The sequence below is a fragment of the Pseudomonas sp. ZL2 genome (assembly GCF_054788455.1).
The window spans coordinates 248,555-269,341 of record NZ_JBGOGX010000003.1 but is presented as its reverse complement, the minus strand read 5'-3'; the positions used below and the strand labels follow the sequence as shown (position 1 = coordinate 269,341).

Sequence of the window (20,787 nt, the reverse complement as noted above, 5' to 3'; positions counted from 1 at the left end):
AGCTTACAGCGGTTTGCGGAACTGGATGAAGCCGGGCCGCTCGGCAACCTGTTCGTACAGGCTGATGGCCGTGGCATTGGTTTCGTGGGTCAGCCAGTGCACCTTGGCGCAACCTGCCGCCTTTGCCGTAGCGTAGACGTGTTCGATCAGTTGGCGGCCGACACCCAGGCCCCGTTGTTCGCTGTGCAGGTACAGGTCTTGCAGGTAGCAGGAATTCTCGATGCTCCAGTTGGAGCGGTGATAGATCCAGTGAACCATGCCCAGCGCCTTGCCGTCGACCCAGGCCAACGCGGCGTTGGTGGGTTCGTTTGGGTCGAGCATACGCTCCCAGGCCACGGCGCTGACCTCGTCGGCGATCCGGGTTTCGTAGAAGCGTTGATAAGCCTGCCACAGCGGCAGCCAGGCAGTGTGATCATCGGCAGTGACGGGACGGATGGTTACGCCAGGCATAGGTATGTTCCTTCAAGGTTGGCCCATCAGGGCGGCCAGTTGGTTGTCCAGGGGGTCGGTGCTGTTGGCCAGGCCGTTGCGCACGCCTTCGATATCGATGGCCGAACGGTTCTGGCTGAGTTTGCGTGTGCCTTGCAGGCGTTCGATGGGCAGGGCGAAGCCGACGATCGCCTTGAGCATGCCGGCCATGTAGTCGGCCGGCGCCTCATCCACTGACCAGGGTTTGGACTGGCGCTGTTCATGGTGATCGCTCAGGCGCTGGACGATAGCCAGCAGGTGCTCGGCGTCGTGATACACCTCGGCCTTGCCCCAGGCGTGCACCGTCACGTAGTTCCAGGTCGGCACCGTACGCGGGTCGTCGACTTTGCTGGGATAGTAGCCGGCGCTGACGTAAGCATCAGGCCCGGCAAACACCACCAGCGCCTCGGCGCCGTTGGCCAGCTCCTGCCATTGCTTGTTGGCGCGGGCGAAGTGGCCGTACAGGGTGCCGTTGCTGCCCTGGCTGCGATCCAGCAGCAAGGGCAGGTGGCTGGCCTGCAAACCTTGGGCGCCGTGGGTGACCAGCACGGCGAGGCGCGTTTGTTCGATCTGCTGATGCAGGCGGTCGAGATCGGTTTCCTTGTGGCTCGAAGGTGTGAACATATGGATTGTCCTTGGCGAATGGCTCAATCCTAGGCAGGCTATTGGCCTATGGTAAGAGCCATTTCCAGCTAATTTCATAGGTCCATTGTCATGAGCGAGCGTCCCTTCACCTTGCCGTTCGACCCAACGGGCATCGTTCTTGATCGCCGCCAGGGACTCAGCCGCCAGCTTTATCAGGCCCTGCGCATGCGGGTGCTGGACGGCCGCCTGAGCAGTGGTACGCGCCTGCCTGCCAGCCGCGACATGGCGGCGGCGCTGGCGCTGTCACGCAACAGTGTGGTGCGCGCCTATGACCAGTTGTACGCCGAAGGCTTTATCGAAAGCCGGGTCGGCGATGGCACCTATGTCAGTCAGCTGCCAAAATTATCCACAAAAGTATCCACAGGGTTATCCCTGGGTTTTTCCACAGGGTTATCCACAAAAACCGCTGAAAGCACTGAGGTTTTATCCAGTAAAGTTATCCACAGTGGTCCTTTGAGCCGCCTGGAAAACAACCATTTGCCGGAACCTAAAAGCGGTCCGCCGCGGGCGTTTCGCGTCGGGTTGCCGGCGTTCGACCTGTTCCCGTTCGACGTCTGGGCCAAGCTGCAGGCGGGTTTCTGGCGAAATCCCGGAGCTGCTGCGCTTGGGTATGGTGATCCTGCAGGCGAGCCGCAACTTCGAGAGCTGATCGCCACCTATTTGCGCCGATCTCGTGGGCTTTCCTGCACGGGTGAACAAATTGTGATCACCAGTGGCGCGCAGCAGGCAATCAGCCTTTGTGCACAGCTGCTACTGGAGCCTGGTGAGGTAGTTGCTGTGGAAAACCCCGGTTACCGTGCCGCCGGCAATGCCTTCGCGCTGACCGGGGCAAAGGTGCAGGGTGTAGGGGTGGATCACGAAGGTCTGGACTGCACAGCGCTCAATGCCGTGGAACATTGCCGCCTCAGTTACGTGACGCCGTCCCACCAGTACCCGACCGGGGTCACCATGAGCCTGGCCCGACGCCTGGAACTGCTGGCCTGGGCCGAGCGCAGGGACGGCTGGATCATCGAGGACGACTACGACGGCGAGTACCGCTACAGCGGTGACCCACTGGCGCCGCTCGCGGCATTGGATCGTACCGGGCGGGTGTTGTACGTCGGGACCTTCGGCAAGATTGCCTTCCCGGCGCTGCGCCTGGGCTACCTGGTATTGCCCAGGCAACTGGTGCAGGCGTTTTCCCGCTGCCGGGCGCTGGCGGTGCGGCATTCGGAGGTGGGCACCCAGGCGGTAATGGCGCAGTTCATGGCCCAGGGGCATTTTCAGCGGCATATCCGGCGCATGCGCCGAGCTGCGTTGAACCGGCGCAACGCATTGAAGGCCGGCTGGGCGGTTGATGTTCCCGGTCTTGGGCCGATGCCCGAAGTTTCAGCGGGGCTGCATGTGAAAGTCGATGTCGAGAGTTTCGCCCGCGAGCAGGAACTCATTGCCCGTGCAGAAACGGTGGGCGTCGAGCTCAACGCCCTGAGCGATTACTGGCTGCCGGACTCGCTCACCCCTGTGGATAAGCGTGCTGGCCTGGTATTGGGCTTCGCCGCGGTGGACGAAGCCGCTATTGCCGACGCCCTGGCCCGCTTGCGCCGGGCCTGGCGTGAGTGACGATCAGGTCCCGGCCTTGATCTTGGTCCAGGCGCGGGTGCGCGCCCGCTCGGCATCCCGCGGCAGCGGTTGCAGGGTGTAGAGCTTGGCCATGGCCTCTTCTGTCGGGTAAAGGTTGGGGTTGTTGCGGATGGCCGGGGCAACCAACTCGGTGGCGTCCTTGTTCGGGTTCGGGTAACCGACAAAGTCGCTGATGGGCGCGATCACCTTCGGTTGCAGCAGGTAGTTGATGAAGGTGTAGGCATCTTGCGCATTGGCCGCTCCTTTGGGGATCGCCAGCATGTCGAACCAGATCGGCGCGCCTTCCTTGGGCAGGCGCATATCGACCACCACGCCGTTCTTCGCTTCAGTGGCGCGGTTGGCCGCCTGGGAGAAGCTGCCGGAGTAGCCCACGGCCACGCAGATGTCGCCATTGGCTATGTCGGCCATGTACTTCGAGGAGTGAAAGTAGGTGACGTGCGGGCGGATTTTCAGCAGCAGTTCTTCAGCCTTTTTGTAGTCCGCCGGCTTCGTGCTATTCGGTGGCAGGCCCAGGTACTGCAAGGCCAGCGGCAGGATCTCCGACGGCGAGTCGAGCAAGGCCACGCCGCACTGCTTGAGCTTGGCGATGTTCTCTTCCTTGAAGATCAGGTCCCAGCTGTCGACCGGAGCATTGTCGCCCAGCGCCGCCTTGACCTTGGCCGGGTTGAAGCCGATCAGCACGGTGCCGTACATATACGGCACGGCGAACTTGTTGCCGGGGTCGTTGGCCTCGATCAGCTTCATCAGTTTCGGGTCCAGGTGCTGCCAGTTCGGCAGCTTGCTGCGGTCCAGCGGCTGGAATACCCCGGCTTCGATCTGCTTGGCCAGGAACACGTTGGACGGCACCACCACGTCGTAGCCGGAGTTGCCGGTCAGCAGCTTGGCTTCCAGGGCTTCGTTGGTGTCGAAGATGTCGTAGATGAGTTTGACCTGGCTGTCTTTCTGGAAGTCCACCAGGGTTTGCGGGGTGATGTAGTCGAACCAGTTGTAGACCCGCAGGGTGCGTTGTTCGGCAGCTTCCAGGCTACCGGCGAGCAGGGTGCTGCAGAGCAGGGGGGCGAGCAGGCGCTTGAGTCGAGTCATGCTTGAGCTTCCTGTTGGGCGCGTTCGAAACCTTCGAGTACGTTCACCGCGTTGATACCGATTTCCTCGACGGCATAACCACCTTCCATGACGAACAGCGTCGGCTTGCCGAGGCGGGCGATGCGTTCGCCCATCTTCAGGTAGTCGGGACTGTCGAGCTTGAACTGGGAAATCGGGTCGTCCTTGAAGGTGTCGACGCCGAGGGAAATCACCAGCACGTCCGGGCCATAGGCGGCGATGCGTTCACAGGCCTCATCCAGGGCCTTGCTCCAGGTCGGCCAGTCGCTGCCGGCAGGCAGCGGATAGTTGACGTTGCAGCCCAGGCCTTCACCTTCGCCTTGCTCGTCGGCATAGCCGAGGAAAAATGGAAACTCGGCCTGCGGATCACCGTGAATCGAAGCGAAGAACACGTCACGGCGCTGGTAGAAGATTTCCTGGGTACCGTTGCCGTGATGGTAGTCGACATCGAGGATTGCCACCTTGCGCCGGCCCTGGTCGAGGAACGCCTGGGCGGCAATGGCGGCGTTGTTCAGGTAGCAGTAGCCACCCATGACGTCACTGGCGGCGTGATGTCCCGGTGGTCGGCAGAGGGCGAAGGCGCTGTGGGCGCCGGCCTGGATCGCAGCCTGGGCGGTCAGGGCCACTTGCGCGGCGCTGTAGGCCGCTTGCCAGGTGCCAGCGGTAATCGGCGCGCCGGCATCGAAGCTGTAGTAACCGAGTTCGCCATGCAGGCCGGTGGGTTTGACGCTGCGCAGGGTGCGCGCCGGCCAGGTGAAGGGCAGCAGGTCGCCTTCGTGGCCCAGTTGGGTCCAGCGCTGCCAGGCACCTTCGAAGAAGTTCAGGTAATCGGCACTGTGCACGCGCAGCAAGGGCGCGCGGCCAAAATCGGCAGGGCCCTTGATTGCGCCCAGCTCGCGGGTTTTTACCCGCTCCAGAACATGGTCGGCGCGCGAGGGCATCTCGAAGCAGGGCATCAGTTGCCCGTCGATCAGCTCGCAGCGGCCGTGGTGCAGGCGGTGGTCATCGGAATAGATCGTCAGCATTTTGTTGTTCTCCGGGTCACTGGCGTCGCTCCATTGTTGGTGGCGCGGGTCCGGGGCAGAACGACGGAAACGGCCAAAAGGGGATCAATATGGCCAACCTGGTTGTCCGGATTTCGCCCCCTGGCGGTGCAACCGTTGTATTCAGGCGCGGAAGTGACTCGGTGCAACCCCGCTCCAGCGCATGAAGGCGTGGCGAAAGCTGGCGGTTTCGCTGAAGCCCAGCAGTTCGGCGATGCGGTAGATGGGCAGCTGATCTTCGGCCAACAGCTGCTTGGCTCGCTCGAAACGCAGTTCATCGAGCAGCTGTTGATAACTGCTGCCCAGCTCCTGCAGGTGCCGGCGCAAGGTGCGTGACGAGCAGTTCATCTGTCGCGCCAGGCCTTCCAGGCCGGGAGCTGCATCGAGTTGGTCGAGCAGCAGCTGGCGGATCCGCCCGAGCCAGGCCTGGCGGCCGGTGAATTCCAGGTTAAGCCGCCGGCAGCGCTCGCTCATGGCCCGGTGGGTGATCAGGTCGGCCAGCGGCAGAGGTTGGTCCAGCCATGTGCGGGCGAAGGCGAAGGCATTGTCCGCGGCGTCGAAGCGCAACGGGCAGGCGAAGCTGTCGCCATACAGCGCATGGTAATCCGGGGTCGGGTGGGCGAAGCGTGCAGCCAGCAGTGGCAGCGGCTGGCCAAGCAGGTCGTCGCAGATGACTTTCAGCGAGGTCAGGCAGAACTCGGCATTGAAGGCTGCCAGCTGTGGTTCTTCGCGATAATCGCTGGCGCTGAACCAGACCCGCTCGCCATCGTCGATCAAGCGCAGCTGGAAAAGTGTTCCCAGTAGCGCCGGGTATTGCATCGCCAGACGCAAAGCGTCACCTAAGGTGGCACTGGAGAGCAGGGCGTAACCGAGCATGCCGTAGCAGGAAACATGCATGCGCCGGCCTAACTCCAGCCCCACTTCGCGGCGCCGGGCCACGGCATTGGCACACACCAGCATCTCCTGGCGGGTGGTGATGCGCGAGTCGGCGCGGCCCAGGTCTGCCGGGCTGATGCCGCTGCCGGCAAGCAAGGCTTCATCGCCAGGGCCCTGGCCTTGAAAGGCTTGTAGAACCAAGGACACGGCGTTCAGGGTGGTGAGGTGTGAATGGAGCATGCTCGGCTTCTTTCGACAGGTTGGCCGAACAAGTCGAGCAATTTGTATGCCTTCAGCCGCTTATAGCAATTCACCGCAAAGATCCTGTTCGACCAGGCGGCGTACCTCGGTAACCGGCAAGCCACAGCCCAGCAGCAACTGCAACTTGCCGAACAATGCCTCACGGGTCATGCCGGCCCCCGACAGCACGCCGACCTGACGCAAGCGGCTGCCGGCCTCGTAGACATCCAGTTCGACCCCGCCTTCATGGCACTGGGTGATGGCGACTACGACGATGCCACGTGCCCGAGCCTCAGCCAGGGCCGCGAGAAAGTCGGGGTTGTCGGATGGGCCGGTGCCACTGCCGAAGCACTCCAGGATCAGGCCCTGTGCACCGCTGGCGAGCGCGGCCTGCAACAGCGGCGCGCCAAACCCCGGCACCAGGGGCAGCACCGCGACATTGGCGAGCTGTTTTGGCTGGCGATAGTCGAGCGCTGCCGGCAAGGGCTGCGGCGTGGCAGAACCTGCAAAGCGCTTCAGGGTGACGAATGGATGACGGCCAAAACTGCGTACCTTGGCCGTACGGTGCGGGGCCAGCAGTTCACCGTGAAAGTACAGTTGCACACCCGGCGGGACGCCGGCAGCCAGGGCTTGTAGTGCCCCGGTGAGGTTTTCCCAGGCATCGCTGTCGGCCACGCCGGCTGGCAGCATGGAGCCGGTGAACAGCACCGCGGCCTGCAGGCCAAGCAACTGGAAGCTCAACGCCGCGGCGCTGTAAGCCAGGGTGTCGGTGCCATGCAGCACCAGCACGGCATCGCAACCTTGCCCGTCGACCGCCTCGATAATCGCTGCGCGTAGGCGCTGCCAGTACTGCGGGGTCATGTTGGCGCTGTCGATCAGTGGCAGCAGTTCTCGGAACTGCCAGGCGGGCAGGTCGGCCTGCCCGGCCAGATGCTCGCGCATCCTTTGCTCGAAGTCCGAGGCCGGGGCCAGGCCATTGGCGCTGTTTTGCATGCCGATGGTGCCGCCGGTGTACAGCACCATGATGTTGCGGGCCGGTTGCGCAGTTGCCATCGCCTGTCTCCGTGGTCAGCTTGAGGAAGACCGACCACAGTACGCCATCACCGCGCAGGCTGTCAGCGCTTGGAGTCTTCGACCTTGGCTGGCCAGGCTTTGGTGTCGAGGTCGAGGTCGGCGAACTTGGCCGAATCGAACACCGGCGTTTTCACCCCGGCAGCGCGCTGGTCGTCGTAGTCGCGCAGCACGCGCATGGCCACCTTGAACAACAGGGCCAGGGCGATCAGGTTGACGAAGGCCAGGCAGGTCATGGTGATGTCGGCGAACGCGAACACCGTGCCCAGATTCTGCACCGCGCCCCAGAAGATCAGCAGCAACACCAGTGCGCGGTAGCCGATCAGGGCCTTGCGGTTGTCACCGACCAGAAAGCGCAGGTTGCTCTCGCCCAGGTAGTAGTTGTAGAGGATCGAGGTGAACACGAACAGCGCCAGGGCGACACTGATGAAGATCCGCCCCCAGTCACCGACTACGGCAGCCAGCGAGTTCTGGGTCAGGGCGATGCCGTCGCCTTCGAAGCCCGGGGTATAGAAGCCCGAGAGCAGGATCAGCAAGGCGGTGCAGGTGCAGATGATGAAGGTGTCGAGGAACACCGAGAACGCCTGGACTACGCCCTGGGCAATCGGGTGGTCGACCTGGGCCACGGCGGCGACGTTGGGTGCGCTGCCAAGGCCGGCTTCGTTGGCGAACACGCCGCGTTTGACGCCCATGATGATGGCGCTGCCGACCAGGCCACCGAAGGCCTGATCCAGGCCGAAGGCGCTCTTGACGATGGTCATCAGCATGTCCGGTACCTGGTCGAACTGCAGCACGATCACGTACAGGGTCACGGCGATGTAGGCCAGGGTCTTGACCGGTACCAGCAGGTCGGCGACGGCGGCGATGCGCTTGATGCCGCCGATGAACACCAGGCCCAGCAGCACGGCCAGAGCAATGCCGGTATAGGTGGTGTCGAACTGGAAGGCGTTGTTCAGCGAGTGGGTCACGGCGTGGGCTTGCAGGCCGTTGAAGGCGAAGCCGAAGGTGATCAGCAGCAGGAACGCCATGACCATGCCCAGCCAGCGTTTGCCCAGGCCATGTTCGATGTAATACGACGGGCCGCCGCGGTACTGGCCTTCGCTGTCGCAACGCTTGTACAGCTGGCCGAGGGTGCATTCGATGAAGCTGCTGGACATACCCACCAGCGCCGTCACCCACATCCAGAACACCGCGCCGGGGCCGCCGAGGGTCACGGCGATGCCGACACCGGCAATATTGCCCGCACCGACGCGGCCGGCGAGGCTGAGCATCAGCGCCTGGAAAGAGCTGAGCTGTTCGCTGCTGCTGCGCAGGCTGTCGCGAAATACCGAAAACATGTGGGTGAAGTAACGCAACTGAACGAAACGCGAGCGGATCGTGAAGTAACTGCCCAGACCGACAATGAGCACGATCAGTACCTTGCCCGAGAGGAAGTCGTTAATGACTTCAAGCATGGAGTGTTCCTCGCTTTTAATGGCTTTTACTGCGTGTAGCGCCGGGGTGCTGGCACGCAAGAGGGCGGGCACTATACCGATGCGAGCGCCGCGCGTCTGCCTTGGCGTGGCGGATATGCCCTGTGGTTGCCGTTGTGGGAGCTGGCGTTGCCAGCGATGCGGGCGCCGCGCAGTAGCTGAAACCGTGCGGGTTTTATCGCCGGCAAGGCCGGCTCCCACAGGGATAGAAGGTGCGGCAGGAGGGCATAAAAAAAGGGCCCGGGGAGTGATCCCTGGGCCCTCAAAAGGTGAGAGGTGTCTAGTCCCTCGACCTGGTGAGCGTGTTACAGCATCGGTTACGCCTTGAGCGGCACCAGACGCGGAGCAATCATGTTTTCCGGACGCAGGATGTCGTTGAGCATCTCTTCGTCCAGCAGGCCTTCCTCACGTACCAGTTCCAGCACACCACGGCCGCTTTCCAGGGCGATGGCAGCGATACGGGTCGCGTTTTCGTAGCCGATGTACGGGTTCAGGGCAGTGACCAGGCCGATCGAATGTTCGACCAGTTCGCGGCAGCGCTGTTCGTTGGCGGTGATACCGACGATGCAGTGCTCGCGCAGCATGTCCATGGCGCGTTGCAGCAGGCGGATCGAGTCGAAGATCTTGTAGGCGATCAGCGGCTCCATGACGTTCAGCTGCAGCTGGCCACCTTCGGCCGCGACGGTCAGGGCCAGGTCGTTGCCCATGATGGCGAAGGCCACCTGGTTGACCGCTTCCGGGATTACCGGGTTGACCTTGCCTGGCATGATCGAGCTGCCTGGCTGACGCGCCGGCAGGTTGATTTCGTTGATGCCGGTGCGTGGGCCGCTGGACAGCAGACGCAGGTCGTTGCAGATCTTCGACAGCTTGACCGCGGTACGCTTGAGCATGCCCGAGAACAGGACGAAGGCGCCCATGTCCGAGGTGGCTTCGATCAGGTCGGCAGCCGGTACCAGCGGCTGGCCGCTGATGGTGGCCAGGCGCTGTACGGCCAGGAGCTGATAGCCTGGGTCGGCGTTGATGCCGGTACCGATGGCGGTACCACCCAGGTTGATTTCGGTCAGCAGCTCTGGCGCCAGGGAACGCAGACGGTTGAGGTCTTCGGTCATGGTGGTGGCGAAGGCGCGGAATTCCTGGCCCAGGGTCATCGGCACGGCGTCCTGCAGCTGGGTACGGCCCATCTTCAGTACGTGGTCGAATTCCTGACCTTTGGCAGCGAAGGCCTGGATCAGGCTGTCGAGGCTGGCCAGCAGGGCGTCGTGACCCAGCAGCAGACCCAGGCGGATCGCGGTCGGGTAGGCGTCGTTGGTCGACTGCGCCATGTTCACGTCGTTGTTCGGGTGCAGGTACTTGTATTCGCCTTTCTGGTGGCCCATGGCCTCCAGCGCGATGTTGGCGATCACTTCGTTGGCGTTCATGTTGGTAGAAGTACCAGCACCGCCTTGAATCATGTCGACCACGAACTGCTCGTGGTAGTCGCCGCGGATCAGGCGGGCGCAAGCCTCGCTGATGGCAGCGTGCTTGGCATCGCTCAGGTGACCCAGCTCACGGTTGGCGTCGGCAGCAGCCTGCTTGACCATGGCCAGGGCCACAACCAGTTTAGGGTAGTGCGACAGCGGAACGCCGGAGAGGTGGAAGTTGTTGGCAGCACGCAGAGTCTGGATACCGTAGTAGGCATCAGCAGGGACTTCGAGGGTGCCAAGCAGATCTTTTTCGACACGGAACGATGCAGCAGCGGACATGATAGATATCATCTCGAGTTTGGCCCGGCACATGCCGGAATGGCGCCAATCCTAGGCTTGCGCCGATTTTGCGGCCAATGCTGTTGCGCGCTAACCTATGCACAAACGGCATACAGGTTGGTGTGACGCCAACTGCCGATCGAGCGTGTTCAATTTTGGTGCATGCCTGGAGAGCCCATGAACCTTGAGAGCAAATGGCTGGAAGACTTCAGCGCCCTGGCCGCGACCCGCAGTTTTTCCCAGGCCGCCGAGCGCCGTTTCGTCACCCAGCCGGCCTTCAGCCGGCGGATTCGCAGCCTGGAAGCGGCGCTGGGGCTGACCCTGGTCAACCGCTCACGCACGCCTATCGAGCTGACGGCGGCGGGGCAGTTGTTTCTGGTGACGGCGCGTACGGTGGTTGATCAGTTGGGCGAGGTGCTGCGCCATCTGCATCACCTGGAAGGCGGGCAGGGCGAGGTGATCCAGGTGTCGGCGGCGCACTCGCTGGCGCTGGGGTTCTTTCCACGCTGGATTGCGCAACTGCGTAACGACGGCCTGAACATTGCCACGCGCCTGGTGGCGACCAACGTCGGCGACGCCGTGCATGCCCTGCGCGAAGGCGGCTGCGACCTGATGCTGGCCTTCTACGACCCGGATGCAGCCTTGCAGATGGATGCGGAAATTTTCCCGTCGCTGCACCTGGGCCACACCGAGATGTTGCCGGTGTGCGCCGCCGATGCCGAGGGCAAGCCGCTGTTCGACCTGGAAGGCGAGGGCAGTGTGCCGTTGCTGGCCTACAGCGCTGGGGCGTTCCTCGGACGTTCGGTCAATCTGCTGCTGCGCCAGCGCAACCTGCGTTTTACCACTGTCTATGAAACGGCGATGGCCGACAGCCTCAAGAGCATGGCCCTTGAAGGCCTGGGCATCGCCTGGGTACCACGGCTGTCGGCGCGGGCCGAGCTTGAGCGCGGTGAGCTGGTGATTTGCGGCGGCAGCCAGTGGCACGTACCACTGGAAATCCGCCTGTATCGCTGCGCCCTGGTGCGCAAGGCCAACGTGCGCCTGCTGTGGCGCAAGCTGGAGGGTGGTTCGCCAGCCGCCGGGGCTTGACCCGAAAGTCAGCCAAAGCCCCGAAAAATAAGGCCGACAGTTGGTCGTCAGGGTGCATCCAAGACGTTCCTTTGCGGTATACTGCGCGGCCTTTGGTCGGTATGCCCGGCCCTAATTCGTATAACAAGCCACGCCGGTCGTCCCGCGTGGCTTGTTGTTTTTTGACGCGCCTGCGGGCGCCCAAGAGAAGAGGCTCGACGATGAGTGCACTGGTTGGCGTGATCATGGGCTCCAAGTCCGATTGGTCCACCCTTAGCCACACCGCCGATATGCTGGAAAAACTCGGCATTCCCTACGAGGTCAAGGTGGTGTCTGCCCACCGGACCCCGGACCTGCTGTTCCAGTATGCCGAAGAGGCCGAAGGCCGTGGCATCGAGGTGATCATCGCTGGAGCCGGTGGCGCTGCCCACCTGCCAGGCATGTGCGCGGCCAAGACCCACCTGCCGGTGCTGGGCGTGCCGGTACAGTCGTCGATGCTTTCCGGTGTCGACTCGCTGCTGTCGATCGTGCAGATGCCAGCCGGTATTCCGGTAGCCACCCTGGCCATCGGCAAGGCCGGTGCGATCAACGCCGCGCTGCTCTCGGCGAGCATCCTCGGCGCCAAGCACCCGCAGTTCCACACTGTGCTCAAACAGTTCCGCACTGAACAGACAGACAACGTTCTGGACCATCCAGATCCGCGCCAGGCCTGAGGTCAAAAGCATGAAAATCGGTGTAATCGGTGGCGGCCAGCTGGGCCGCATGTTGGCCCTGGCAGGTACCCCGCTGGGCATGAACTTCGCTTTCCTCGACCCGGCTCCGGACGCCTGCGCGGCGCCTCTGGGCGAGCACCTGCGCGCCGATTACGGTGACCAGGATCACCTGCGGCAGCTGGCTGACGAAGTTGACCTGGTGACCTTCGAGTTCGAAAGCGTCCCGGCTGAAACCGTGGCCTTCCTGTCGCAGTTCGTGCCGGTCTACCCGAGTGCCGAGTCGCTGCGCATCGCCCGCGATCGCTGGTTCGAAAAGAGCATGTTCAAGGACCTGGGCATTCCCACTCCGGCCTTCGCCGATATTCAGTCGCAAGCCGACCTGGATGCCGCCGTTGCCAGCATCGGCCTGCCTGCCGTGCTCAAGACCCGCACCCTGGGTTATGACGGCAAAGGTCAGAAAGTGCTGCGAACTGCCGAGGATGTTGTAGGCACCTTCGCCGAACTGGGCAGCGTCCCGTGCCTGCTCGAAGGTTTCGTGCCGTTCACCGGCGAAGTGTCGCTGATCGCCGTGCGCGCCCGCGATGGCGAAACCCGTTTCTACCCGTTGGTGCACAACACCCACGAAAGCGGCATTCTGCGCCTGTCGGTGGCCAGCGAAGACCACTTGCTCCAGAGCCTGGCCGAAGACTACGCCGGCCGCGTGCTCAAGCAACTTGACTATGTCGGCGTGCTGGCCTTCGAATTCTTCGAAGTCGATGGCGGCCTCAAGGCCAACGAGATCGCCCCGCGGGTACACAACTCCGGGCACTGGACCATCGAAGGCGCCGAGTGCAGCCAGTTCGAAAACCACCTGCGCGCCGTTGCCGGCCTGCCGCTGGGTTCGACTGCCAAGGTCGGCGAAAGCGCCATGCTCAATTTCATCGGTGAGGTGCCGGCGGTCGACAAGGTGATTGCCATCGACGAATGCCATCTGCACCACTACGGCAAGGCCTTCAAGGTCGGGCGCAAGGTCGGCCATGCCACCCTGCGTTGCGACGACATGGCGACCCTGGAGCAAAAAATCCAGCAAGTCGAAGCCCTGATCAAGGGCTGAAGGGAACCTTCCCGCTGCTCTATCCCTCTGATGGCAGGATGCCAAAGCGCTGACTAGGCTTTGGCATGCGCCATTCAACTCAGAGGGATTGCCATGGGTATCATCGGAACCATCTTCATCGGCCTGATCGTCGGTCTGCTGGCACGCTTTCTAAAGCCGGGCGACGACAGCATGGGCTGGATCATGACCATTCTGCTGGGTATTGCCGGTTCGCTTGCCGCGACCTACGGCGGCCAGGCGCTGGGCATCTATCAGGCCGGAGAGGGTGCGGGTTTCCTCGGCGCGCTGGTGGGCGCGATTGTCCTGTTGGTGATCTACGGCCTGGTCGTCAAAAAGAGCTGACGGCAGGCTAGAATGCTCGGCACCGAACTCCTTCGTTGCCGAGCTTTTTCATGCGCCGTGTATTACTCCTCTCCCTATTGCTGCTGAGCGGCCTGGCCCGGGCTGAAATGCCGGAAACCGACTGGCTGGAACTGATGCCCAAGTCGGACCAGAAAGCCCTCGAGCAGATGCCCGAAATCGACCACAACTCCCCGGAAGCCATGGGCACCTTCACCGACAAGGGTGGCCTGAAGCAGAGCAAGGGCCTGCCGGCGGTGATGTATTCGACCAAGACCGTGCCGGCCATGAACGGCAAGCACATCCGGCTGGGCGGTTATCCGGTGCCGCTGGAAACCGACGCCAAGGGCAACAGCACACTGTTCTTCCTGGTGCCTTACCCGGGCGCCTGCATCCACGTGCCGCCACCGCCACCGAACCAATTGGTGCTGGTGCGCTACCCCAAGGGCCTGAAGCTCGACGATATCTACACGCCGCTATGGGTCAACGGCACCTTGAAGGTGGAAACGGTCAGCAATGACCTGGCCGATGCCGCTTATGCAATGGATGCGGCCAAGGTGCGAGTGGTTGAAGACGCAGATTTGTGAATGATCGCGGGGCATGCGCCCCGCGATAGCGATCTAGAGCGCCTGGCTGCCGATCGTCAGGCTCAGCGAATGGGTAGCCCCCGGCGCCAGTGTCACCAGGTCATCCACCACGTTGGCGGTCTCGATGCAGAGCATGCGCTGCCAGCCATCCTCGGCCATGTCCGGCAACTCGGCGGCACGCTCGGTCCAGGGGTTCCAGATCACTGCCGTACGCGAACCCTTGGCCGTTATCACCACGCGGCGGTTCCAGGCCGGGTCGACGATGCTCAGTTGCTCGGGCGCCTGCAGATAAATGCGGTCGGTTTCACCGGCAAAGCCCAGCGCGCCTTGCTGCTGGCGCTGCTCCCAGTTGGCCAGGGTTTCGATGTAGCTCAGGCCATCGACACCTCCGACCTGCACCTGCCGCACATCGCTGACGGCGAAGTAGCTGTGCAGCGCCTGGCTCAGGGTGACCGGAACGTTGTCGAGGTTGTAGCTGGAGAGGGTGATACTCAGCTGTTCGCCCATGACGATGGTCAGCTTGAGCTCGACAATGTGAGGCCAGCCGGGGAGATCGCCCTGACTGGCGGGCAGGGTGAACTCGGCGCGCACGCTGTCGCCGCTGCTGTCGATGCCCAGCAACTGCCAGTCACGGCCGCGCACCAGGCCATGGGCCGGGCCGTCTTCACCGTGATACATGGCCTGCACGGCTTCGGGGTTGCGCTTGAAAATGCCGAACCAGGGCCAGCACACCGGAACCCCGGCGCGCACGGATTTACCCTGCCTGAAGATGGCTTGTTCGCTGAGCCACAGCAAAGGCGGCTCGCCGAGGCGCTGATAGCTCAGCACCTGCGCGCCCTGCTGGGCGACCAGCAATTCAGCCGTGTCGCTGGTGATGCGCCAGCAATTGAGCTCGCCGTGCTTTTCGGATTCGACCTTGGGTGTGGACATGCGCTTTATCTCGTTGGTTTGCCGTACGGCCTTGGACCGCTTGCATGCCTTCGAGTTTACCGCGCAGCGGTCTCAGCGACGAGGAGGAACCGAACGGGTGCGACCGCTGCCGTCGATGGCGACGAACACGAATACGGCTTCGGTAACCTTGCGCCATTCGCTGGACAGCGGATCGTCACTCCACACCTCGACCATCATCTGGATCGAGCTGCGGCCGATTTCCAGGGTCTGGGTATAAAAGGACAACTGCGCGCCGACAGCCACCGGCACCAGGAATGCCATGCGATCGATGGCTACGGTAGCCACTCTGCCACCCGCAACGCGGCTGGCCATGGCGGTACCGGCCAGGTCCATCTGAGCGACCAGCCAGCCGCCGAAGATATCGCCAAAACCGTTGGTTTCACGGGGCAATGCAGTGATCTGCAAGGCCAGGTCGCCTTGCGGGATAGGATCTTCTTGTTCGAGTTCAATCATGCCGGGGGTGCCTCTGACCCATGACGCTTCGTTGGTTGGCGCTATGACAGACGCCTCGAAAAACGATTCAGCACAACTATTCTACGCTGCTTTCGCTTTGCCAGGCGGCGAAGGGAAACTCTGCGAAACCGACTAAGCATACCTAGCGGCGTTTTCGCACAACATCCTTCAGAAGACCCAACCTTTTCCTACAAGCGGCCAGTATATAGAGCCGAAAGCGCAGCGACGACCATGCAGTCATGAATACTTGTATTGAATTTGTACTGCTATGTGCTTTTTCCGCCAATTTGCTATCTTTCGATGCTTCCCAGGCCGAAACCCGCGTGCCAGGCGGCCTGCACCCCAATAAGAAATGCCAACAAGAGAGACCTATGACCTCCGTGCCCGGCAGTATCGCGCAGCCTTCGAGGCCGCTGACCCGCAGTGACTACAAGACCCTGTCGCTTTCCGCCCTGGGCGGTGCGCTGGAGTTCTACGATTTCATCATCTTCGTGTTCTTCGCCACGGTGGTCGGCAAGCTGTTCTTTCCCGCCGAAATGCCTGAATGGCTGCGTTTGATGCAAACGTTTGGCATCTTCGCCGCCGGCTACCTGGCACGGCCTCTGGGTGGCATCGTCATGGCCCACTTCGGCGACCTGCTGGGGCGCAAGAAGATGTTCACCCTGAGCATCTTCATGATGGCCGTGCCGACGCTGATCATGGGCCTGCTGCCGACCTACGCGCAGATCGGCCTGTGGGCGCCGATCCTGTTGCTGGTGATGCGGGTGATCCAGGGCGCGGCGATTGGTGGTGAAGTGCCGGGCGCCTGGGTGTTCGTCTCCGAGCACGTGCCGGCGCGCAATACCGGTTACGCCTGCGGTACGCTGACGGCGGGCCTGACCGCCGGGATCCTGCTCGGTTCGCTGGTGGCAACGCTGATCAACACTGTTTATAGCCAGCAGGAAGTCGCCGATTACGCCTGGCGTATCCCGTTCCTGCTCGGCGGGGTGTTCGGCCTGTTCGCGGTGTACCTGCGCCGCTGGTTGCATGAAACCCCGGTGTTTGCCGAGATGCAGGCGCGCAAGGCGCTGGCCGAAGAGGTGCCGTTGCGCGCGGTGTTGCGTGACCACCGTGGTGCCATTGTCCTGTCGATGCTGCTGACCTGGCTGCTGTCGGCTGGCATCGTCGTGGTGATTTTGATGACCCCGGCGCTGCTGCAGAGTCTTTACCAGGTCAGCCCGACCGACTCGCTGAAGGCCAATAGCCTGGCCATCGTCCTGCTCAGCCTCGGCTGCATCGGCACCGGTGCATTGGCCGACCGCTTTGGCGCCGGCCGGGTATTCATCGTCGGTAGCCTGGCGCTGCTGGTCACGTCCTGGACCTTCTATCACACCTTGCCTACCCACCCGGAGTGGCTGTTCCCGCTGTATGCCCTGACCGGACTGTGTGTCGGCATTGTCGGCGCCGTGCCTTACGTCATGGTCAAAGCCTTCCCGCCTGTCGTACGTTTCAGCGGACTGTCGTTTTCCTACAACCTGGCCTACGCGATTTTTGGCGGGATGACGCCGATGGTAGTGACCGCGTTGCTCAAGTTCAGCCCGATGGCACCGGCCTACTATGTTGCTGGCATCTGTGCCATTGGTCTGCTCGTGGGTATTTATCTGACGGCGAAGAAGCGCTGAAACCGCTCTAACACAACCCTCGCAACATTTTGAAAAGGCCATCACCGCTAGCCGGTGATGGCCTTTCATCTAATTGTCACATTCGATTCATAGAGTAGTCATACGGCCTGCAGATACTTGGGCCCGATCCATCTCACCCCAATTCCTGCTAGGAGCAAGGCATGAAACTGAAGCGTTTGATGGCGGCCCTGACTTTCGTCGCCGCTGGCGTTGCCACCGCCAATGCGGTTGCCGCTGTTGACCCAGCTATTCCGACCTACACCAAGACCACCGGTGTGTCGGGCAACCTCTCCAGCGTCGGTTCCGATACCCTGGCGAACCTGATGACCCTGTGGGCCGAGGCCTACAAGAAGGAATATCCGAACGTAAACATCCAGATTCAGGCTGCCGGCTCCTCCACCGCGCCACCCGCGCTGACCGAAGGCACCGCCAACCTCGGCCCGATGAGCCGCAAGATGAAGGACGTCGAGCTGCAGGCCTTCGAACAGAAATACGGCTACAAGCCAACCGCCATCCCGGTTGCCGTCGACGCCTTGGCCGTATTCGTGCACAAGGACAACCCGATCAAAGGCCTGACCATGGCCCAGGTCGATGCAATTTTCTCCTCGACCCGCCTGTGCGGCGCCAAGGCCGACGTCAAAACCTGGGGCGACCTGGGCGTGACCGGCGACCTGGCCAACAAGCCAGTGCAGCTGTTCGGTCGTAACTCGGTGTCCGGCACCTACGGCTACTTCAAGGAAGAAGCCCTGTGCAAAGGCGACTTCAAGCCTAACGTCAACGAACAACCTGGCTCGGCTTCGGTCGTGCAGTCGATCAGCAGCTCGCTGAACGGCATCGGTTACTCGGGCATCGGCTACAAGACCGCCAGCGTCAAGACCGTGCCACTAGCCAAGAAGGAAGGCGGTGCTTTCGTTGAAGACAACGAAGCCAACGCCCTGAACGGCACCTACCCGCTGTCGCGCTTCCTCTACGTCTATGTCAACAAGGCACCGAACAAGCCTCTGGCCCCGCTGGAAGCCGAGTTCGTCAAACTGGTCCTGTCGCAAGCCGGCCAGCAAGTCGTGGTCAAGGACGGTTATATCCCGCTCCCTGCCAAAGTGGTTGATAAAGCCCTGGCGGACCTGGGTCTGAATCACAACGGCAACGTTGCGAAGAAGTAACTGAAAGACCGGCGGGGTCAGGTTTTGACCTGGTCTCGCCACAAATTGCGAGTCCGCTGCCAGGGGTATCTGCGCGGCGGGCTTTTTTGCGTCACTGCATTGTCATGTTTTTGTCATACGGGACCGCTAGGGTGTGCGCATGAATGATCTGGCCAACTCCACAATGACCCAAAATTCTCCCCCCGTGCGGATTGACTTCAATACGCCCGAACTGCAACGCAAGCGGCGCATGCGTGCGCTCAAGGACCGCCTGACCCGCTGGTATGTACTGGTGGGCGGGCTTGCCGTGCTGGCGGCAATTACCCTGATCTTCTTCTACCTGGCCTACGTGGTCGTGCCGCTGTTCCAGGGCGCCGAACTGACCAGCAAGAAGGCCCTGGAGCCGACCTGGCTGCAGCAGGACGCCGGCAAGCCGCTGATGATCGCCCTGGAAGAACAGAACCTGGTCGGCATGCGGGTTTCCGACAAGGGCCAGGCGCTGTTCTTCGACACCAAGACCGGTGCTGAGCTCAAGCGCGTCGAGTTGCCGGTGCCAGCCGGTACCCAGGTGACCTCGATCGGTGCCGACCAGCCGGGCAACCCGCTGGTGGTGCTGGGTTTGTCCAACGGTCAGGCGCTGGCGTTCAGCCACAGCTACAAGATCACCTACCCGGACAACAAGAAAACCATCAGCCCGGGCATCGACTTCCCTTATGGCCAGGAGCCGTTCACCCTGGATGAACAGGGCCGGGCGCTGGAGCATGTCAGCCTCAACGTGAATGGCGAGACCCTGGTGGTGGCCGGCTCTACCGGTGCGCACCTGCAGGTTGTGTCGCTGAGCCGCGAAGAAAACATGATGACCGGCGAAGTCACCAGCGAGCAGAGCCGTATCGACCTGCCGCAAATGACCGAGCCGGTCAAAGCCATTTTCATCGATCCGCGCCAGCAGTGGCTGTATGTAATCAACGGTCGCGCCCAGGCCGACGTCTTCAGCCTGCGCGACAAGAGCCTCAACGGCCGCTACAAACTGCTCGACGACGGCAATGCCGAAGTTACTGCCAGCACTCAGCTGGTGGGCGGTATCTCGCTGATCATCGGTGACTCCAAAGGTGGCCTGGCCCAGTGGTTCATGGCCCGTGATCCGGACGGCGAGCAGCGCTTCAAGCGCATTCGCGAGTTCCAGATGGGCAAGGCGCCGATCGTCCAGATCGATGCTGAAGAACGCCGCAAGGGCTTCATCGCCCTCGATGCCGATGGCGAGCTCGGTGTGTTCCACAGCACCGCGCACCGTACCCTGCTGGTCGAGCCGGCCGCTGAAGGCGCGGGCGTCCTGGCGCTGTCGCCACGGGCCAACCGCATCATCATCGAAGAAGGCGGCAAGCTGCTGCCGCTGACTTTGAAGAACCCGCACCCGGAAGTGTCCTGGAGCGCGCTGTGGAGCAAGGTCTGGTACGAGAACTACGATGAGCCGAAGTACGTCTGGCAGTCGACCGCCTCGAACACCGACTTCGAACCCAAGCTGAGCCTGTCGCCGCTGACCTTCGGTACCCTGAAGGCGGCGTTCTACGCGATGATTCTCGCCGCGCCGCTGGCCATTGCCGCCGCCATCTACACCGCCTACTTCATGGCCCCGGGCATGCGCCGCAAGGTCAAGCCGGTGATCGAGCTGATGGAAGCGATGCCGACGGTGATTCTCGGCTTCTTCGCCGGCCTGTTCCTGGCGCCGTTCCTTGAAGGGCACCTGCCGGGCGTGTTCAGCCTGTTCCTGTTGATGCCGCTGGGTGTTCTGGTGGCTGGTTTTGCCTGGAGCCGTCTGCCCGAGTCTCTGCGCCTGCGGGTACCGGACGGCTGGGAAGCGGCGATCCTGATCCCGGTGATCCTGTTCACCGGCTGGTTCGCCCTGTACATGAGCCCGTTCATCGAGACCTGGTTCTTCGACGGCGACATGCGCCTGTGGATCACCAACGATCTGGGCATCACCTACGACCAGCGCAACGCTCTGGTGGTCGGTATCGCCATGGGCTTCGCGGTGATCCCGAACATCTATTCGATCGCCGAAGATGCCGTGTTCAGCGTGCCGCGCAGCCTGACCCTGGGTTCGCTGGCGCTCGGTGCCACGCCGTGGCAGACCCTGACCCGTGTGGTCATCCTGACCGCCAGCCCGGGGATCTTCTCGGCGCTGATGATCGGCATGGGCCGCGCCGTGGGTGAAACCATGATCGTGCTGATGGCCACCGGCAACACCCCGGTCATGGAAATGAACCTGTTCGAAGGTATGCGCACCCTGGCGGCCAACGTTGCGGTGGAGATGCCCGAGTCGGAAGTCGGTGGCAGTCATTACCGCGTGCTGTTCCTCGCCGCGCTGGTGCTGCTGATGTTCACCTTCGTGATGAACACCTTGGCCGAGCTGATTCGCCAGCGTCTGCGCAAGAAATACTCGTCGCTTTGATAGAAAGGTAGCGATCCGTGAAAAAGGATTCCCTCAAAAGCTGGTTCAAGAGCGGC

19 protein-coding genes are annotated in these 20,787 nt (G+C 62.4%); 9 read left to right on the top strand and 10 right to left on the bottom strand.

The features are described from left to right. Positions 1-3 precede the first annotated feature (3 nt). Positions 4-450 (bottom strand): GNAT family N-acetyltransferase, encoded by a 447-nt coding sequence (locus tag ABM562_RS04965; RefSeq protein WP_460421043.1) that lies wholly within the window; start codon positions 448-450, stop codon positions 4-6. Between the two features lie 12 nt (positions 451-462). Further along, positions 463-1,092 (bottom strand): FMN-binding negative transcriptional regulator, encoded by a 630-nt coding sequence (locus tag ABM562_RS04960; protein ID WP_115084622.1) that lies wholly within the window; start codon positions 1,090-1,092, stop codon positions 463-465. 90 nt (positions 1,093-1,182) lie between these two features. Between ABM562_RS04960 and pdxR the strand changes: the two genes are divergently transcribed. After that, complete coding sequence (pdxR, locus tag ABM562_RS04955; protein ID WP_460421040.1) at positions 1,183-2,712, top strand: MocR-like pyridoxine biosynthesis transcription factor PdxR; 1,530 nt, start codon at positions 1,183-1,185, stop codon at positions 2,710-2,712. Between the two features lie 3 nt (positions 2,713-2,715). Here pdxR and ABM562_RS04950 read toward each other — a convergent pair whose 3' ends face one another. From ABM562_RS04950 to aspA, 6 genes are all read right to left on the bottom strand, one after another. Beyond that, positions 2,716-3,816 carry a polyamine ABC transporter substrate-binding protein gene (locus tag ABM562_RS04950; protein WP_115084624.1) on the bottom strand — a complete coding sequence of 367 codons (1,101 nt, stop codon included), beginning with the start codon at positions 3,814-3,816 and terminating at the stop codon, positions 2,716-2,718. Further along, positions 3,813-4,859, bottom strand: a complete 1,047-nt coding sequence (locus ABM562_RS04945; protein ID WP_134065236.1) for a histone deacetylase family protein — start codon at positions 4,857-4,859, stop codon at positions 3,813-3,815. Before ABM562_RS04945 ends, ABM562_RS04950 begins: the two co-directional genes overlap by 4 nt. A gap of 141 nt (positions 4,860-5,000) precedes the next feature. Further along, entirely contained in the window at positions 5,001-5,993 is a 993-nt protein-coding gene (locus ABM562_RS04940) for an AraC family transcriptional regulator (RefSeq protein ID WP_233673838.1), read from the bottom strand. Between the two features lie 60 nt (positions 5,994-6,053). Further along, on the bottom strand, positions 6,054-7,046 hold the full coding sequence (locus ABM562_RS04935; protein WP_115084627.1) for an asparaginase: 993 nt from the start codon (positions 7,044-7,046) through the stop codon (positions 6,054-6,056). 62 nt (positions 7,047-7,108) lie between these two features. Further along, positions 7,109-8,518, bottom strand: coding sequence for an alanine/glycine:cation symporter family protein (locus tag ABM562_RS04930; protein ID WP_115084628.1), 1,410 nt, complete (start codon positions 8,516-8,518; stop codon positions 7,109-7,111). Positions 8,519-8,853: 335 nt separating this feature from the next. Further along, positions 8,854-10,278 carry an aspartate ammonia-lyase gene (gene aspA / locus ABM562_RS04925; RefSeq protein WP_045199650.1) on the bottom strand — a complete coding sequence of 475 codons (1,425 nt, stop codon included), beginning with the start codon at positions 10,276-10,278 and terminating at the stop codon, positions 8,854-8,856. Between the two features lie 177 nt (positions 10,279-10,455). Between aspA and ABM562_RS04920 the strand changes: the two genes are divergently transcribed. The 5 genes from ABM562_RS04920 to ABM562_RS04900 all read left to right on the top strand — a co-directional run bounded on the left by ABM562_RS04920 (position 10,456) and on the right by ABM562_RS04900 (position 14,078). Further along, positions 10,456-11,367 carry a LysR substrate-binding domain-containing protein gene (locus ABM562_RS04920; RefSeq protein WP_010222804.1) on the top strand — a complete coding sequence of 304 codons (912 nt, stop codon included), beginning with the start codon at positions 10,456-10,458 and terminating at the stop codon, positions 11,365-11,367. A gap of 200 nt (positions 11,368-11,567) precedes the next feature. Further along, the gene (purE, locus tag ABM562_RS04915; RefSeq protein WP_115084630.1) at positions 11,568-12,059 is read left to right on the top strand and encodes a 5-(carboxyamino)imidazole ribonucleotide mutase; all 492 of its coding nucleotides are present in this window, start codon (positions 11,568-11,570) and stop codon (positions 12,057-12,059) included. A gap of 10 nt (positions 12,060-12,069) precedes the next feature. After that, complete coding sequence (locus ABM562_RS04910; RefSeq protein ID WP_115084632.1) at positions 12,070-13,152, top strand: 5-(carboxyamino)imidazole ribonucleotide synthase; 1,083 nt, start codon at positions 12,070-12,072, stop codon at positions 13,150-13,152. Between the two features lie 93 nt (positions 13,153-13,245). Beyond that, positions 13,246-13,494 (top strand): GlsB/YeaQ/YmgE family stress response membrane protein, encoded by a 249-nt coding sequence (locus ABM562_RS04905; RefSeq protein ID WP_010222807.1) that lies wholly within the window; start codon positions 13,246-13,248, stop codon positions 13,492-13,494. Positions 13,495-13,544: 50 nt separating this feature from the next. After that, positions 13,545-14,078 (top strand): DUF3299 domain-containing protein, encoded by a 534-nt coding sequence (locus tag ABM562_RS04900; RefSeq protein ID WP_460421035.1) that lies wholly within the window; start codon positions 13,545-13,547, stop codon positions 14,076-14,078. 33 nt (positions 14,079-14,111) lie between these two features. On the opposite strand, the gene ABM562_RS04895 is transcribed toward ABM562_RS04900, so the two are convergent. Together ABM562_RS04895 and ABM562_RS04890 are read right to left on the bottom strand one after the other, a co-directional pair. Then, a complete protein-coding gene (locus ABM562_RS04895; RefSeq protein WP_460421033.1) occupies positions 14,112-15,008 on the bottom strand; it encodes a D-hexose-6-phosphate mutarotase in 897 nt (298 codons plus the stop codon). A gap of 72 nt (positions 15,009-15,080) precedes the next feature. After that, the gene (locus ABM562_RS04890; protein WP_009402429.1) at positions 15,081-15,482 is read right to left on the bottom strand and encodes an acyl-CoA thioesterase; all 402 of its coding nucleotides are present in this window, start codon (positions 15,480-15,482) and stop codon (positions 15,081-15,083) included. Between the two features lie 371 nt (positions 15,483-15,853). On the opposite strand from ABM562_RS04890, the gene ABM562_RS04885 reads away from it, so the two are divergent. The 3 genes from ABM562_RS04885 (at position 15,854) to ABM562_RS04875 (ending at position 20,731) form a co-directional block, all read left to right on the top strand. Beyond that, a complete protein-coding gene (locus ABM562_RS04885) occupies positions 15,854-17,143 on the top strand; it encodes an MFS transporter (RefSeq protein ID WP_115084638.1) in 1,290 nt (429 codons plus the stop codon). 161 nt (positions 17,144-17,304) lie between these two features. Next, positions 17,305-18,303 (top strand): phosphate ABC transporter substrate-binding protein PstS, encoded by a 999-nt coding sequence (locus tag ABM562_RS04880; protein WP_010225946.1) that lies wholly within the window; start codon positions 17,305-17,307, stop codon positions 18,301-18,303. A gap of 139 nt (positions 18,304-18,442) precedes the next feature. Then, positions 18,443-20,731: a phosphate ABC transporter permease gene (locus tag ABM562_RS04875; protein WP_346617421.1), complete on the top strand. Its 2,289-nt coding sequence runs from the start codon at positions 18,443-18,445 to the stop codon at positions 20,729-20,731. Positions 20,732-20,787 lie beyond the last annotated feature (56 nt).